The organism is Microbacterium sp. NPDC007973, from assembly GCF_042958465.1.
In the GTDB taxonomy this organism is placed as follows: Bacteria; Actinomycetota; Actinomycetes; order Actinomycetales; family Microbacteriaceae; genus Microbacterium; species Microbacterium galbum.
Genome location: NZ_JBIBJJ010000004.1, coordinates 142,171 through 156,885 on the forward strand (window position 1 = coordinate 142,171; position 14,715 = coordinate 156,885).

Here is a 14,715-nt window from a genome sequence, read left to right on the forward strand (position 1 = left end):
TCCGCACCACGCAGATAGGTTCGAGATCGTGACCGACCCCTCCCGCGAGACCTCGCAGACCGTGCCCCCGCACCCCGTCACGCCGCCGACCGTCCTCCCGGATGCCGTCGTGCCTCCGGTCGCGACCGATCAGCAGCCCGCGATGCAGCTGAGCGGACTCGCCAAGCGCTTCGGCGAGAAGACGGCCGTCGCAGGTCTCGACCTGACCGTGCCGACCGGGTCGTTCTACGGCCTGGTCGGGCCCAACGGAGCGGGGAAGACCACGACGCTGTCGATGGCCACGGGCCTGCTGCGACCGGATGCCGGGACCGCGCGCATCCACGGCGTCGACGTCTGGGCGCACCCCGTCGAGGCCAAGAAGCTGATCGGCAACCTCGCCGACGGCGTGCGCTTGTTCGACCGGCTCACCGGGGAGCAGCTGGTCACCTACACCGGCATGATGTTCGGCCTCCCCCGCGACGAGGTCGCCTCGCGGACGGCCGACCTGCTGCGCATCATGGATCTCGGCGAGGCCGCCGGCACCCCCGTCGTCGACTACTCCGCGGGCATGACCAAGAAGGTCGCCCTCGCGTGCGCCCTGGTGCACGCCCCGCGGCTGCTCGTGCTCGATGAGCCCTTCGAGTCGGTCGATCCGGTGTCGGCGGCGAACATCGAGGACATCCTCCGCGGCTACACCGCCTCGGGCGGGACGGTCATCGTGTCGAGCCACTCGATGGACCTGGTGCAACGCATGTGCGACCACGTCGCCGTCATCGCGCAGGGCCGGCTGCTGGCATCCGGGACCGTCGACGAGGTGCGCGGCACCCAGACCCTGCAGGACCGCTTCGTCGACCTCGTGGGCGGTCGCCACCACTCGGAGGGGCCGCAGTGGTTGCGACAGTCCTGAAGATCCGGTTCCGCGTGCTGGGCAACACCCTCATGCGGAGCCCGATGCAGTTGGTCGGCTTCATCCTCGGCGTGCTCGGCGCGCTGTGGATGCTGCTGCTGGTGGGGGCGGGGCTGTTCTTCGTGGGCACCCTCGACTTCGACATCGCGCGGGCCGCCGTGACGGCCGCGGGTGCCCTGCTCACCCTCGGCTGGGTCATCGGACCGGTGTTCGCCGCGGGGATCGACACCACCCTGGATCCCGCCAAGCTCGCACCGTTCCCGATGACGACGCGCCAGATGATGCTCGCCATCACCGCCGGCGGCCTCACCGGCGTGCCCGGCATCGCGACGACCCTCGGCGCGCTCGCGACGTTCCTCGTGTGGGGGCGCGACCCGGTGTCGGCGATCGCCGCGGTCGTGTGCGTGCCGCTCGGCGTCCTCATCTGCGTCGTCGCGTCTCGTGCCGTGTCGGCTCTGGCGGCGGGCGTGGGCGGCGGCCGACGCACGCGCGAGATCATCGGTCTCGTCGGTTTCGCGGTGCTGATCTTCGCGAGCCCGCTCTTCATCGTGCTCACCAACGGCGTCGTCGCGGTCAGCGGACAGGGCACGCAGCTGCAGAGCATCGTGACCGCGGTGTCGTGGACGCCGATCGGAGCGGTGTGGGCCGTGCCCGGCGACCTCGCCGCCGGCTCCTGGCTGCCCGCGCTGGGCAAGTTCGCGATCGCCCTGGCGACCCTTGCCCTGCTGTGGTGGTTGTGGCGGCGGAGCCTGTCGGCCTCGGTCGTCGCGCCGCCCGCCCGTTCCGCCGCGCGTCGCAGCGCCGGCTCGCTCGGATGGTTCGGCGTCATGCCCTCCACCCCCGCGGGCGCCACCTGGGCGCGAGCGCTCACCTCGTGGACCCGCGACTTCCGCTACCTGCGGCAGCTGTTGCTGCTCCCCTTCGCCCCCGTCCTCGTGCTCATCTACGCGGGGGGCGACATCACGGGTCCGTTCTTCGTGCTCTCGGGCGTGCTCGTCGGGTTCTTCGCCGGCACGATCGTCTACGCCGACGTCTCGTACGACGGCACCGCGTTCGCCACCGTCATGCAGACCGGCATCCGGGGGCGCGCCGATCGTCTCGGCCGCATGCTCGGGGCGGCGAGCGTCGGCATCCCCCTCACCCTGCTGGCGGATGCCGTGATCCTGGCGATCGCGAACCGCTGGGACCTCCTCCCGGCCGTCGTCGGCGCCTCGGTCGGCGTCGCGCTCGTGGGCTACGGCGTCAGCGCCGTCACGTCGGCGCTGCTCGTGATCCCCACGCCCGCGCCCGGTGATTCGCCGTTCAAGCGCGTGCCGGGGACGACCTTCACGATGACGCTGCTGTTCTTCCTCTGCTGGATCGTCGCGGCGGTCATCGCCCTGCCGGCCGTGATCCCGGCGGGAATCGCGGCCTTCGGCGGCTCGACGCTCGCGGGGTGGCTCGCCCTCGGGATCGGGCCGGTCTGGGGTGTCGCCGTGTTCGTCGTCGGTGTCGTCGTGGGGGGTCGCACCTTCGATGCGAGCGCGCCCCGCCTGCTCGCGCAGCTGCGTCAGTACCAGGGCGCGTGACGCACCTTCCCTCTCCCCCGCCGCGGGACTAACGTGAGGGCCGATCCGCTCTCGAAGATGAAGGATGCCCCCATGTCGACCTCTCTCGTCGTCTACATCTCGTTCGCCGGCGCCGCCCGCGAGGCGATGACCTTCTACCAGTCGGTCTTCGGCGGCGAGTTGACGGTCAACACGTTCTCCGACTTCGGCATCCCGGACGCCCCCGCCGACGGGGTGATGCACGCGGAGTTGCGCGCCGAGGGGTTCACGGTGATGGGTGCCGACGGCTTCGACGAGCCCGCCCAGGGGTGGGGCGCCAGTCGCACGCACGCCGCGTTCATGAGCGACGAGTTCGACCGCGTCCGCGGCTTCTACGACCGCTTCGTCGAGCGCGGCGCCGAGGTGAAGCAGCCGCTCCAGAAGCAGGTGTGGGGCGACTTCTACGGCGAGGTCGTCGACCCGTGGGGCGTGGCATGGATGTTCAACGTCGCCGCTCCGGGCGGATGGGCCGAGGGCGCCGCGGCCGACTGACCCGGACGAGCGCACCCGGGCCCGACGGCCCGGTGGTCAGCACGCGAACGCCTCGATACGGGCGACGAAACGGGCCGGATCGATGAGGTGCGGGTCGTGCGTCGGCGGCCGCCACACCTCGTGGACGATGTGCGGGATGGTCTGCTGCAACCACGCGGCGTAATCCGGCCCCGCGTCGAGTCCGGTGATGACGAGATAGGGAACGTCGGCGGGCACCGCCGTGAGCCGGTGCACGAGCGCCGCCAGCTCTTCGGGCAAATGAGAACGGCGCCCCTCTGAGGAGGGACGCCGTTCGGGAAGTGGTGGACCTGAGGGGATTCGAACCCCTGACCTCCTCGATGCGAACGAGGCGCGCTACCAACTGCGCCACAGGCCCGGAAACCTCGACAACACTATCACGTCACGCGCCCGTCACCTGACGCGAGACGCAGCCCGGGCGCGCCGCGCGCCGTCGCCGCGGAAGGATATGCCGGCACGCGTATAAGGCCGCAACGAACGGCCCGGCGCCGAAACGCCGGTCTCACTCCCCCGACGCGCGGCGCGTCAGGAGGCGCTGGACGTGGCTCTCGATCTCGCTGTCGTCGACGTAGCCCATCGCCGCGTACGGCGAGGCGACAGGGGCAGCAGCGGCCGGGCGGGCCGTCTCGATGGGCGTGGGAGCCTGCTCGGCGGCGATGTGCCGGGCGGCCTCTTCACGGGCCGCGGCCCGCAGGGCCTCGCGGGCGAGCTGCTCGTCGACGGTCGCGGCGGCGCGAGAGCCGACCGACGCGACGAGGGGGCGGGGCAGCTCACGCGGCGTCCACGTCGGGCGCGGCTCGGGCACGAGGGCGACGTCCTGCACCTCGCCCATGACCCGGCGCGCCGACACCTCGGCCGGACGCGCCGCGGTGCGGGTGGCGACGACCGAGATCCGACGCAGGATGACGAGGGATGCCACGACCACGGCCGCTCCGGCGACGAGGACGATCGGGGACGCTCCCCCGACGATCTGCACGGCACCGAAGCCGGAGGCGATGAGCCCGGCCAGGAGTGCGACCGAGACGGTGAGGCGGAAGCGACGACGCACACGCGAGCGACGAGCCGCCGGGACGGCGACTGCGGCAGCCTGTTCGGCACGCGCGCGCTCCACGGCGGAGGCGCGTTCCGCACGCGTCTTCTCGAGAGCCGCGGCGCGCTCGGCGCGAGCGACCTCGACGGCGGCGGCCCGTTCGGCACGGGCCAGCTCGATCGCGGCCGCGCGCTGCTCCTTCACGACATCGCGGTCGCGCGCACTCTCGAGCTTCGCCACCTCGAGGCGCGCCTTGGCGGCGGCGAGCTCGGCCTGGGCCTTCTGCGCCTGCACCTGACGGGCGAGCTTCTGCTGCTGGTGCGCGGTGCGGGTGGTCAGCTCGAGGTGCACTTCCCGCGGCGTCTCGGCCGTCTCGGCGAGCACGCGAAGGGCCTGGTTGAGGCGCACGGCGTTGCGTTCGGCGGAGGTGAACCGATGCCGGCTCTGCCACGACGGCAGGAGATAGACCAACCACAGCGCGACCGCCACGAAGACGATCACCCCGCCGCTCAGCACCTGGCCACCCATGGGACAAAGGTAGGTCACCGAGAGATCACACCTCGGCATCCTCCCGCGTGTCGTCACGCCCGATCGACGGGTTTCTGTGCGCGAGACTGCATGTGGCTGACGAGGTGGCGACATTCTGCAACCGAGATGTCAGCAAGATGCAGTCTCGGCGCTTCGCGGCGAGCCCGGCGCGGCGCGGCGCGGCGCGGCGCGGCGGGCGCAGCGTTCCGACGCGCGGCCCGCGCCGCAACACGCTCAGAGGCGGTCGGCCGGCGGGATGCGCGCCGCATCGGGCGGCACCTGCCCCCGCGCCCAGCGGTCGAGCACGCCGTGCGGCACCTCTTCGCGCACGAGCGCGAAGGCGTAGTGGTCTCGCCAGTCGCCGTCGATGTGGATGTAGCGACGGCGGAGTCCCTCGTAGCGGAAGCCGAGCTTCTCGACCACGCGCAGACTCGCGTGGTTCTCGGGACGGATGCAGATCTCGATCCGGTGCAGGTTGAGCTCGGTGAAGCACACGTCGGTGGCCATCGCGACGCTGACCGTCGTGATGTTGCGACCGGCGAACTCCTCGGCCACCCAGTAGCCGATCGTGGCCGAGGCCAGCGAACCGCGCGAGACGCCCCACACGTTGAGCTGCCCCGCGACCTCGTCGTCCCACGCCATGACGAAGGGGACGCCGAGGCCGTCGCGGTACTGCTGGAGGAGGCGACGGATGCCGAGCCGCATGTCGAACGACACGGGGCCGTCGGGGCTCGTCGCCTCCCACGGACGCAGCCACGAGCGGTTGTCGATCAGCTGCTGCTGCAGCACGCGCGCGTCGCGGTTGCGGATGAGACGGATCGACACCTCGCCGTGCCGTCTCGGGATCGATAGATCCATAGTGCTCCGCCGGGTCAGAGACCCTGCGCGAACTCCTTGAACCACGGACGCAGCGCGGGACCCAGGTCGTCGCGGTCGGCCGCGAGCTGCACGATGGCCTTGATGTAGTCGACGCGGTCGCCGGTGTCGTAACGGCGTCCGCGGAACACGACGCCGTACACGCCGCCCCCGTCGCCGCCGCCGGTCGCGAGCTCCTCGAGCGCGTCGGTCAGCTGGATCTCGCCGCCCTTGCCGGGCTCCGTGCGCTCGAGGATGTCGAACACGTCGGGGCCGAGCACGTAGCGGCCGATGATCGCGAGGTTCGAGGGCGCGTCCTCCGCCTTCGGCTTCTCGACGAGCTGCGTGACCTTGACGACACCGTCGTCTTCGGTCGGCTCGACCGCGGCGACACCGTAGAGGTGGATCTGCGAGGGGTCGACCTCCATGAGGGCGATGACCGTCGCGCCGCGCTTGTCGTACTCGGACATCATCTTCTCGAGCAGCGGGTCGCGCTCGTCGATGAGGTCGTCGCCCAGGAGGACCGCGAAGGGGTGGTCGCCCACGTGGCTGCGCGCGCGGAGCACCGCGTGACCCAGACCCTTGGGCTCGCCCTGACGCACCATGTGCACGTCGGCCAGGTCGGAGGAGTGCTCCACCTTGGCGAGCTTGTCGTGGTCGCCCTTCTCGCGGAGCTTCGTCTCGAGCTCCGGCATCGAGTCGAAGTGGTTGGCGATGTTGTTCTTGTTGCGTCCGATGATGATCAGGACGTCCTGGATGCCGGCACCGGTCGCCTCTTCGACGACGTACTGGATGGCCGGCTTGTCGACCACCGGCAGCATCTCCTTGGGCATGGCCTTGGTGGCGGGGAGGAAGCGAGTACCGAGTCCTGCGGCCGGAATCACGGCTTTGAAGGGCTTATGAGGCATGGGCATACCCTAGCGGGAGCGCGAGTCGTCGTCGTCAACACGCGCGCACGTAGACTTACCCGCATGCCGGATCGCATCGAGCAGGCCAAGCGCGCACTGCGCGCCGATCTGCGCGAACGTCGTCAGACCGTGTCGTCCCACGCCCGCGATGTCGCGGAGGCCGGCGTCAAGGAGCAGCTCGACGCTCTCGTCGATCGACTGGGCGCCCGCAGCATCTCCTGCTTCCTCTCGACGCCGACCGAGCCGGGTACGCACGCCTTCGTGTCCGCGGCGGTGGAGCGCGGCATCCGCGTGCTCCTCCCCATCACTCGCGAAGACGGGCTGCTCGACTGGAGTGTGGCCACGGCCGACACCGAGATCGCGGAGGGACTGTTCGGCCTGCCCGAGCCCGTCGGCGACGTGCTCGGCCCGATCGCCGTCAACGACGTCGACCTGCTCGTCATCCCCGCCGCCGCCGTCGACCGGCACGGGATGCGCCTGGGCTGGGGACGCGGCTACTTCGACAAGACGCTGGGCTCGATGGAGAAGTGCCCGCCCGTGTATGCGGTGATCTTCGACTCCGAGTTCGTCGACGACGTGCCCCGCGACGTCCACGATCAGCCCGTCACGGGCGTGGTCACGCCGACGCGCACCATCGCGCTCGACTCTCACCACGCCTGAACACCCGAAGGAAGACCGATGCCCACCTACTCCTACGCCTGCAAGCAGTGCGGCCACCGCTTCGACGCCGTGCAGTCCTTCTCCGACGCGGCCCTCACCGAGTGCCCGGAGTGCGGCGGCGAGGTGCGCAAGCAGTACGGCTCGATCGGCGTCACCTTCAACGGGTCGGGGTTCTACCGCACCGATTCCCGTGGGTCGAGCGCGTCGTCCCCCGGTGGCGCGTCGTCGGGTTCTTCGACATCATCGAAGTCGGAAACGAAGACGTCCGCTCCCTCTTCGGCCTCCTGAGTCCGGGGCGGCGCGGCAGAAGGGGAGCCAGCGCATGATCAAAGGATTCAAGGAGTTCATCCTCCGCGGCAACGTCATCGACCTCGCGGTCGCCGTCGTCATCGGAGCGGCCTTCACGGCCATCGTCAACGCCCTCGTGCAGGGTCTGATCAATCCGTTGATCGGGTTCCTGTTCCAGGTCGGCGACCTGAGCGACCTGAACGTCACCGTTCCGACTCTGCTCGGCGGCACGTCCACGTTCGAGTTCGGCGCGATCCTCGTGGCGATCATCAACTTCGTCGCGGTCGCCGCGATCGTCTACTTCGTGTTCGTGTACCCCATGAATCGCTGGAAGGCCCGCGCCGCGGCTCGCGCCGGAGTGAACGAGGCGGCATCCGAAGAGCCGAAGCTGCCGACCGAGCAGGAGCTGCTCGTGCAGATCCGCGATCTGCTGGAGCGCCAGAACAAGATCTGAGCGGCCTCGAGCCGACGAGGCGGCGTCCGCGCCGGGACCACGGGTTCCGGCACGGGCGCCGTCGCCGTTCGTGGTCAGTAGTGCGGGGGGACCTCGCGCATCATGCGCTCGTCGTTGGGCCCGGATGCCATGGGTCGGGGGCCCGTGCCGCGCGCGGGGTCGTCGGCGGGCGCCGGCTCGGCCGTCGTCCCCGGCGCAGCGAGGAGCCGTGCGCGGCGGGCGCCACGGACGCGGACGACGGGCTGACGATCGGCCGGCGTGTCGGTAGGAGCCCCTGAGCCCATCGAAGGGACTGGGCTCACTGGCGGGGCACCGGCGGCTTCGACGGGCTCAGCCTCCGGAGAGGTCCCTGAGCCCGTCGACGGGACCGCACCCGACTCCGACTCGGAGGGTTCGACAGGCTCAGCCGGTGGCATCCGGATTCTCGGTCATCAGGGGATCAGCCGGGCAGGTCGAGGGGCTCGGTCGTCGAGTCGGGGGCGGGGGCGTCGTCGGGGGCGATGCCGAGCAGCTCCGCGATGCGCGCGGCGACGCCGGCGGGATCGCTGTACAGGTCGAACGCGTGCACCCGCACATAGTGCCAGCCGAGGCGCCGGAGGATCTGCGGCCGCAGACGCAGCGTCTCGCGCAGGGACTCCCCGATGGTCTCGGGGTCGCTCTCGGCGACGACCGCCTTGCCCTTGTAGCGGGCGACGAGCGGGAGCAGACCGCGGTAGTCGACGTCGACCTCGACCCCCAGGCGGCGCAGCTCCCGCGCCAGCGCGCGGGTGAGCGGATCGGCGAGGTCTTCGAGGCGGCTCTCGCGGCCGCGGGCGGCGACGTTGCCGAGGATGCCCATGAGGGTTGCGGCACCGTGCTCGAGGCGGCCGTCGTCGAACGCCGAGGGGCGGATCGACGACACGATCACCATCGAGCGGCGCGCGCGGGTCATCCCGACCGTGAGCAGGCGCTCCCCGTCGGGCGTCGACAGGTCGCCGAAGTCGCTGAGCACGCGCCCGTGACGCGTGAGACCGAAGCCGAGCGAGAACACCACGCGGTCGCGGCTCTCGGCCACCGACTCCTCGAGGGTGAGCACGGCGAAGGGCTCGGCGGCATCCCGTGAGACGAACTCGGCGACGTCGGAGCGGCCGGCCAGCGCCGCCACGACCGAGGCGCGCACGCGCTCGGCGTGCTTGCGGCTCGCGGTGACGACCATGAGCGATTCCGAGGCGCGATTCACGGCGTGCTCGACCACCAGGGTGACGACGCGGGCGACCTCGGCGTCGGGGCTCTCGACGGCACCGCTGACGGGGTCGGGGGCGCCGACACCGCCCTCGACGTAGTCGACGCTCAAGCTGCCGCGGCCGAGGTACGAGCCCGCCCAGGGCAGCGACACGATCTCTCCGCCGTAGAAGGCGTCGTTGACCAGCTGCGACAGATCTTCTCCGCCGGCGCGGTAGCTGCGGGTGAGCGTCTCGACGGGGAGCAGCTCGGCGATGCGTTCGAAGACCGAGGTCTCGTCGAACGGCACCTCGTCGGCGTCCGCGTCGGCCCCGGCGGACTCGGGCGCGGCGGCGATCGCCGCACTCACGCGGAAGGGCGTCGGCTTCTGCACGACCGGGTCGCCGAACAGCACGACCTGCCGCGCGCGGCGAAGCGCCGGGGTCGCCTCGGCGAGGCACAGGGCGGCGGCATCCGCGATGATCACGACATCGAACGCGAGATCGTGCGGCACGTCGGGCACCTCGTAGGGCGACGCGAGCCACACCGGCGCGAGCGTGCGCAGCAGCGTGGGAGCGGCATCCGAGATCTCCTGCGCCGTGTGCAGTCCGTCCTTCAGCGAACGCTTGAGGGCGGCGGCCTCGTCGGAGTGGTCGACGATGCCGATGCGCCACTGCGTCGCGAGCTGGGCGGCGAGCAGGGGCCCCGCGGCGGCCGCGTGCGCCTCGTCGACGAGCCGGAAGTCGCGCTCGAGGCGGTCGACGACGCTCGTGTTGGCTCCCAGCAGGGCCTTGTCGGTGCGCAGCAGGTGCTCGAGGGCGGACTGCCACCACGCGAACTCGAGTTCGGCGCCCACGCGCTCCTCGGGCACGTGCCGCACCGACAGTTCGACCAGCAGCTGCTCCAGCCCCAGGCGCGCGAGCTCGGAACGCAGTTGCGCGCGCTCGACGAGGTTGTCGAAGAAGGTCGATTCGGCGGCGAGTCCGGCGAGAGTGCGGACGAGACGCTGCACGGGCAGGGTCGCCAGGCGGTCGGAGCCTTGGCGGCCGAGGATCTGGTCGAGCTCGCCGAGCAGCGCGTCGGTGCGCTGCCACGAGACGTGCACGTCGGCCAGGCCGAGCGGCACCTCGGGGGTGACGCCGGCCTCGACGACGCGCTGCCACTCGGTGCGCTGCTGCTGGATGCGCACGAGCGCCTCGTACATGTCGGGCACGTGCACGCCCGGGCGCACGTACTCCTTCGAGAGGCGCTTGAGCCGACGGCGGTTCGGACCGCTCATCGCCGAGGCGTCGCGGCGCGGGGAATGCGCGTCGATCAGCTCACCGAGGGGGCGTTCGAACACGCTCGGGCTGAAGCGGTCGAGCGACTCGCGGATGCCCTGCAGGAGCTTGAGGTACGCGCCGAGCTCGGAGACCGTCTGGAACGGCCGCATGCGGGTCTGCGCGATGAGCTCGTAGCCGCGCTCGAGCAGGCGCGGAACCTCGTGGGCGTGCAGTTTGCCCGCGAGATCGTGGGCGGCGCGCGCGTCTTCGGTGCGGGTGAAGCTGACGCCGTACCACGGCGAGTCGTCGGGACCGAAGCGGAACTCGCCCAGGCGTGCCGCCATCGCCAGGGCGCGGGCCGCGGCGTCGCGGCGACCGGCGAGGCGTTCGAGCGTGGCGAGATCGAACCGCGCCTCGGTCGAGGGGGCGGGGGACGTGGATGCCAGAGACGTCAGCGCGCGAAGGACGTCGAGCGCGGAGACGCCCAGTGCCAGGTGCGGCTCGGTCACGGCCGAGCGGTAGTCGCGCAGCACGGTGCGCAGACGCACGAGAGCGTCGTCGATCTCGGCGACCTTGGGCTGCTCGGCCTTCTCGTTTCGGCCGATCGCGCGGATGAGGTCGCGGCGCACGTGGTGCGGCGAGACGGCGAGCCCGGTCAGTCCGACGCCGGCGAGACGGTGACGGATGCCGTCGAGCGTCGAGCGACGGGCGCTGACCACGAGCACGCGCTTGTTGTCGTGGACGAGCTGACCGATCGCATTGATGACGGTCTGCGTCCCTCCGGTGCCGGGCAGCGTGTGCACGGCGAGGGAGTGACCGGCGGCGATCCGGGCGAGCACCCGCTCCTGCTCGGCGTCGGCGTCGAGCAGCAGGGTGTCGGCGGCGGGCGCACGCTCGTCGGGGCCGACGATCACGGGGTCGGCACGGCGCACGCTGACGCGGGCACGGTCGTCGGGATGCCCTGCGAGGGCGTTCAGCAGCGGGTCGTCGAGGTCATGCGTGTCGCGAGCCATGCCCGAGCCCACGTCGGCGAACGACGAGATGACCAGACGCGGGTGCACGACGAAGGTCGGCACGTGCGAGGTCAAGCGGCGGATGTGGTCGATGACGGGCTGCGGCTTGAACACGCCCTGGTCGTACGCGAGACCCGCGAGGGCGGCGCTGTCGATCTGGATGCCGAGATGCGTGCGGAACGCGCGCGAGAGCTCGGGGTTCATCACGAAGGCGCCGTGCAGCTTGAGTTCGAAGTCGCCGTGGTGCCGGCGGATCGCGAGGGGACGCAGCAGCACGGGGGCCGACCACTCCACTCCCCCGATCTTCCACGCGGAGAGGCCGACGGCCAGATGCACGGGCTCGAGTCCGCGGGCGGTGCGCAGCTCGACGTTCTTGGAGGTGATGCGGTCGGCGGCCATGCGCGCCGTGCGCAGGGCGACCTCGTCACGGAAGAGGTTGGAGAGCATCGTCGCGCGCCCCGTGATGAACTGCGGGAGAGAGCCCGGGTGCGCCTTGGTGATGTCGATGCCCGCGTCGAGCGCGTCGTCGAACCGCAGCAGTGTCGACCGCCCGCCCAAGGCTGCCGCCTCGGCACGGATGCGATCGCGCTCGGGGTCGGCGACGTGGCGGACCACGATGCCGGGCTCCGACAATCGCAGCTCGCCCGGATCGACGGACGACATCGAATCGTCTCCGTCGGCACCGATCACGGTACCGTCCTCAGCTCGCCACACACCTGTCAGACTAAGCCGGTCGATCGGGTAACCCCCGTAGCGGCGGCGAGTTTCGCGACAATTGGCGACACGCCGCACCACCGGCGCTTCCTCCCCAGGCGGCGGATCAGCGGCATCCTCCCCACTCCCGGGCGGCGGCCCTGCGGGGCTCTCCGACGGTGAAGAGGATGAGGGCATGAGCACAGTCACGAGCACCGAATACCACGGCCCCCTCGGGCCGATCCTGCTGACGTTCATCGACGACGCCCTCGTGCGTCTCGACGTCGCGCACGACGGGATCGACCTCGCCCGCGCCGAGATCTCGCACCGCCTGGGCGTCGTGCCGGAGCCCGACCCGTCGGTCGGCGACGGCCTCGTCGCGCAGCTCGACGAGTATTTCGCCGGCGAACGGCGCGCGTTCGAGGTCGCCCTCGACTGGCGCCTCGTGCGCGGGTTCACGCGGACGGCGCTCGAGGCGACGCTCGGCATCCCCTACGGGGAGGTGGCGTCGTACGGGGAGGTGGCGCTGATGGCCGACGCTCCGCGCGCCGCGCGGGCGGTCGGCACGGCGTGCGCGTCGAGTCCGTTCTCGATCGTCGTCCCCGTGCATCGCGTCGTGCGCGCCGACGGGTCGATCGGCGAGTACGGCGGACACCCCGAGGTCAAGGAGCAGCTGCTCGATCTCGAGAGCAGGGTCGTGCTCGGCGAGAGGCTGCGGGCCGCGGGATAGGCGGGGACGCACCTCTGTGCGGCGCCGGTGCCGTGCGCGACGACGCCCGGCCCCGCCGGAGCGGGACCGGGCGCGGCCGGATCAGTGGTTCGACGCCTTCTCGGCGCCGTACCCGGTGAGGGATCGCACATCCATCTCGGCCGCCTTGCGGCGGTCCTCGGCGGTGCGCGAGGTGACCGAGCCCAGCCATCCCAGCAGGAAGCCGAGCGGGATCGACACGATGCCGGGGTTGTTCAGCGGCCAGACGGCCACCCCGGTGTTCACGAACACGCTCGTGGGCGTCCCCCAGAAGACCGGCGAGAGGAAGATGAGCACGAGCGCCGAGCCGAGCCCGCCGTACATGCTCCACACCGCGCCGCGGGTGGTGAACTTGCGCCAGAACAGCGAGAACAGGATCGTCGGCAGGTTGGCCGAGGCCGCGACCGCGAACGCGAGGGCGACGAGGAAGGCCACGTTCTGGCCCTGTACGCCGATCCCGCCGAGGATGGCCAGGATGCCGATGACGATGACCGTCCGCCGCGCGACCTTGACCTCGCCGTCGGGCGGCACGTCGCCCTTCTTCACCACGTTGGCGTAGATGTCGTGCGCGAACGACGCGGCCGCGGTGATCGTCAGCCCCGCCACGACCGCCAGAATCGTCGCGAACGCCACCGCCGAGATGAAGCCCAGCAGCAGGGGCCCGCCGAGGGCGAAGGCGAGCAGGGGTGCTGCGGCGTTGACCCCGCCGGGGGCCGCGAGGATCGTGTCCGCCCCGACGAGGGCGCCGGCACCGTACCCGAGCACGAGCGTGAGGATGTAGAACAGTCCGATCAGCCAGATGGCCCAGACCACCGAGCGCCGCGCCTCCTTCGCCGTGGGCACCGTGTAGAAGCGCATCAGCACGTGCGGGAGTCCCGCGGTGCCGAGGACGAGTGCGAGGGCGAGGGAGATGAAGTCCCACGGGTTCTTGCCGTACTGCAGTCCCGGGGCGAGGACCGCGTCGCCCTTGGGCGAGGCCGCCACCGCGCTCTCGAGAAGGGTGTTCAGGCTGAAGCCGTTGATCGCGAGCACCCAGACCGTCATCACGACGGCACCGCCGATGAGCAGGAAGGCCTTGACGATCTGCACCCAGGTCGTTCCCTTCATGCCGCCGATCAGCACGTAGACGATCATCAGGATGCCGACCACCGCGACCACGATCGATTGGCCGACCCGCTCGGTGATGCCGAGCAGCAGCGAGACCAGTCCGCCGGCACCCGCCATCTGCGCGAGGAGGTAGAAGAAGCACACCGCGAGCGTCGTGATCGCGGCGGCCATGCGCACGGGGCGCTCCTTGAGGCGGAACGAGAGCACGTCGGCCATCGTGAACTTGCCCGTGTTGCGCATGAGCTCCGCGACGAGCAGCAGGGCCACGAGCCACGCCACGAGGAAGCCGATCGAGTACAGGAACCCGTCGTAGCCGTTGATCGCGATGGCGCCGACGATGCCGAGGAACGACGCCGCCGAGAGGTAGTCGCCGGCGATCGCGAACCCGTTCTGCGGTCCCGTGAACGATCGCCCGGCGGCGTAGTAATCGGCCGCCGTCTTGCTGTTGCGACTGGCCCGGATGACGATGAACAGCGTCACGGCCACGAACGCGCCGAAGATCGAGATGTTCAGCACCGGGTTGTTCTCGACCGTCTGGACGGCCGCGTCGAGGGCGGCGAGCACGTCGTTCATGCGCGTCCCCCCTCAGCCTGCTCGAGCTCGTGACGCAACTGTTCGGCTCCGGGGTCGAGTCGCCGGTTGGCGTACGCGACGTAGCCCATGGTGATCGCGAACGTGGTCACGAACTGCCCGAGTCCCAGCAGCAGGCCGACGGTGATCGCTCCCGACACCGGCTGGGCCATGAACTCCGGGGCGAACGACGACAGCAGCACGTAGGCGAAGTACCAGACGAGGAATACCACCGCGAGCGGGAAGACGAAGCGGCGTTGGCGCCTCTTCAACTCCTGGAACGGGGCGGACTCCTCGACCGCGATGTAATCGACGCCGCCCGTGTGGGCGCCGTCGATGCGACGGTCCGTCATGTGGCCTCCTTGCCTCATGAGTACGGCGCAACGCTGCGCCGTTCGGGGGAAAAGTCCGGGTCGG

The 14,715-nt window shown here is 70.9% G+C and carries 14 protein-coding genes and 1 tRNA gene; 7 read left to right on the forward strand and 8 right to left on the reverse strand.

All coding sequences use genetic code 11. From position 1 onward, the window contains the following. Positions 1-142: 142 nt before the first annotated feature. From ACFZA2_RS13385 to ACFZA2_RS13395, 3 genes are all read left to right on the forward strand, one after another. On the forward strand, positions 143-886 hold the full coding sequence (locus ACFZA2_RS13385; protein WP_363578647.1) for an ABC transporter ATP-binding protein: 744 nt from the start codon (positions 143-145) through the stop codon (positions 884-886). Then, positions 868-2,454 (forward strand): hypothetical protein, encoded by a 1,587-nt coding sequence (locus ACFZA2_RS13390; protein WP_391405687.1) that lies wholly within the window; start codon positions 868-870, stop codon positions 2,452-2,454. The genes ACFZA2_RS13385 and ACFZA2_RS13390 overlap by 19 nt, the downstream gene beginning before the upstream one ends. A 72-nt stretch (positions 2,455-2,526) precedes the next feature. After that, a complete protein-coding gene (locus ACFZA2_RS13395; protein ID WP_391405690.1) occupies positions 2,527-2,964 on the forward strand; it encodes a VOC family protein in 438 nt (145 codons plus the stop codon). A 36-nt stretch (positions 2,965-3,000) separates the two neighbouring features. Here ACFZA2_RS13395 and ACFZA2_RS13400 read toward each other — a convergent pair whose 3' ends face one another. From ACFZA2_RS13400 to galU, 5 genes are all read right to left on the reverse strand, one after another. Then, the gene (locus ACFZA2_RS13400) at positions 3,001-3,222 is read right to left on the reverse strand and encodes a hypothetical protein (protein WP_391405693.1); all 222 of its coding nucleotides are present in this window, start codon (positions 3,220-3,222) and stop codon (positions 3,001-3,003) included. 42 nt (positions 3,223-3,264) lie between these two features. After that, positions 3,265-3,340: transfer RNA gene (locus tag ACFZA2_RS13405), tRNA-Ala, on the reverse strand. 144 nt (positions 3,341-3,484) lie between these two features. Beyond that, positions 3,485-4,540: a large exoprotein gene (locus ACFZA2_RS13410; RefSeq protein WP_391405696.1), complete on the reverse strand. Its 1,056-nt coding sequence runs from the start codon at positions 4,538-4,540 to the stop codon at positions 3,485-3,487. A 234-nt stretch (positions 4,541-4,774) separates the two neighbouring features. After that, positions 4,775-5,398: a GNAT family N-acetyltransferase gene (locus tag ACFZA2_RS13415; protein ID WP_391405698.1), complete on the reverse strand. Its 624-nt coding sequence runs from the start codon at positions 5,396-5,398 to the stop codon at positions 4,775-4,777. Between the two features lie 14 nt (positions 5,399-5,412). Beyond that, on the reverse strand, positions 5,413-6,303 hold the full coding sequence (gene galU, locus ACFZA2_RS13420) for a UTP--glucose-1-phosphate uridylyltransferase GalU (protein WP_315994728.1): 891 nt from the start codon (positions 6,301-6,303) through the stop codon (positions 5,413-5,415). A 63-nt stretch (positions 6,304-6,366) separates the two neighbouring features. Here galU and ACFZA2_RS13425 point away from each other — a divergent pair, with 63 nt between their 5' ends. Genes ACFZA2_RS13425 through mscL form a run of 3 tightly spaced genes read left to right on the forward strand, consistent with a single transcriptional unit; the run spans position 6,367 to position 7,705 of the window. Further along, on the forward strand, positions 6,367-6,963 hold the full coding sequence (locus ACFZA2_RS13425) for a 5-formyltetrahydrofolate cyclo-ligase (RefSeq protein WP_315994729.1): 597 nt from the start codon (positions 6,367-6,369) through the stop codon (positions 6,961-6,963). Between the two features lie 18 nt (positions 6,964-6,981). Continuing rightward, positions 6,982-7,251: an FmdB family zinc ribbon protein gene (locus ACFZA2_RS13430; protein WP_391405702.1), complete on the forward strand. Its 270-nt coding sequence runs from the start codon at positions 6,982-6,984 to the stop codon at positions 7,249-7,251. 34 nt (positions 7,252-7,285) lie between these two features. After that, positions 7,286-7,705, forward strand: coding sequence for a large conductance mechanosensitive channel protein MscL (gene mscL, locus ACFZA2_RS13435; RefSeq protein WP_391405705.1), 420 nt, complete (start codon positions 7,286-7,288; stop codon positions 7,703-7,705). 439 nt (positions 7,706-8,144) lie between these two features. Here mscL and ACFZA2_RS13440 read toward each other — a convergent pair whose 3' ends face one another. Further along, positions 8,145-11,843 (reverse strand): AAA family ATPase, encoded by a 3,699-nt coding sequence (locus tag ACFZA2_RS13440; RefSeq protein WP_391405708.1) that lies wholly within the window; start codon positions 11,841-11,843, stop codon positions 8,145-8,147. A 226-nt stretch (positions 11,844-12,069) separates the two neighbouring features. On the opposite strand from ACFZA2_RS13440, the gene ACFZA2_RS13445 reads away from it, so the two are divergent. Beyond that, on the forward strand, positions 12,070-12,603 hold the full coding sequence (locus tag ACFZA2_RS13445; RefSeq protein WP_391405710.1) for a methylated-DNA--[protein]-cysteine S-methyltransferase: 534 nt from the start codon (positions 12,070-12,072) through the stop codon (positions 12,601-12,603). Between the two features lie 81 nt (positions 12,604-12,684). Here the strand turns inward: ACFZA2_RS13445 and ACFZA2_RS13450 are convergent, their stop codons facing one another. Both ACFZA2_RS13450 and ACFZA2_RS13455 read right to left on the reverse strand, forming a co-directional pair. Continuing rightward, positions 12,685-14,301: a cation acetate symporter gene (locus tag ACFZA2_RS13450; protein WP_391405713.1), complete on the reverse strand. Its 1,617-nt coding sequence runs from the start codon at positions 14,299-14,301 to the stop codon at positions 12,685-12,687. Further along, a complete protein-coding gene (locus ACFZA2_RS13455; protein WP_391405716.1) occupies positions 14,298-14,651 on the reverse strand; it encodes a DUF485 domain-containing protein in 354 nt (117 codons plus the stop codon). Before ACFZA2_RS13455 ends, ACFZA2_RS13450 begins: the two co-directional genes overlap by 4 nt. Between the last annotated feature and the right edge of the window lie 64 nt (positions 14,652-14,715).

What these genes read in the sequence shown, in the direction of transcription:
- ACFZA2_RS13385 (WP_363578647.1), top strand. Translation starts at nt 143, where the DNA reads ATGCAGCTGAGCGGACTCGCCAAGCGCTTCGGCGAGAAGACGGCCGTC.
- ACFZA2_RS13395 (WP_391405690.1), top strand. Translation starts at nt 2,527, where the DNA reads ATGTCGACCTCTCTCGTCGTCTACATCTCGTTCGCCGGCGCCGCCCGC.
- ACFZA2_RS13410 (WP_391405696.1), bottom strand. Translation starts at nt 4,540, where the DNA reads ATGGGTGGCCAGGTGCTGAGCGGCGGGGTGATCGTCTTCGTGGCGGTC.
- ACFZA2_RS13415 (WP_391405698.1), bottom strand. Translation starts at nt 5,398, where the DNA reads ATGGATCTATCGATCCCGAGACGGCACGGCGAGGTGTCGATCCGTCTC.
- galU (WP_315994728.1), bottom strand. Translation starts at nt 6,303, where the DNA reads ATGCCTCATAAGCCCTTCAAAGCCGTGATTCCGGCCGCAGGACTCGGT.
- ACFZA2_RS13425 (WP_315994729.1), top strand. Translation starts at nt 6,367, where the DNA reads ATGCCGGATCGCATCGAGCAGGCCAAGCGCGCACTGCGCGCCGATCTG.
- ACFZA2_RS13430 (WP_391405702.1), top strand. Translation starts at nt 6,982, where the DNA reads ATGCCCACCTACTCCTACGCCTGCAAGCAGTGCGGCCACCGCTTCGAC.
- mscL (WP_391405705.1), top strand. Translation starts at nt 7,286, where the DNA reads ATGATCAAAGGATTCAAGGAGTTCATCCTCCGCGGCAACGTCATCGAC.
- ACFZA2_RS13440 (WP_391405708.1), bottom strand. Translation starts at nt 11,843, where the DNA reads ATGTCGTCCGTCGATCCGGGCGAGCTGCGATTGTCGGAGCCCGGCATC.
- ACFZA2_RS13445 (WP_391405710.1), top strand. Translation starts at nt 12,070, where the DNA reads ATGAGCACAGTCACGAGCACCGAATACCACGGCCCCCTCGGGCCGATC.
- ACFZA2_RS13450 (WP_391405713.1), bottom strand. Translation starts at nt 14,301, where the DNA reads ATGAACGACGTGCTCGCCGCCCTCGACGCGGCCGTCCAGACGGTCGAG.
- ACFZA2_RS13455 (WP_391405716.1), bottom strand. Translation starts at nt 14,651, where the DNA reads ATGACGGACCGTCGCATCGACGGCGCCCACACGGGCGGCGTCGATTAC.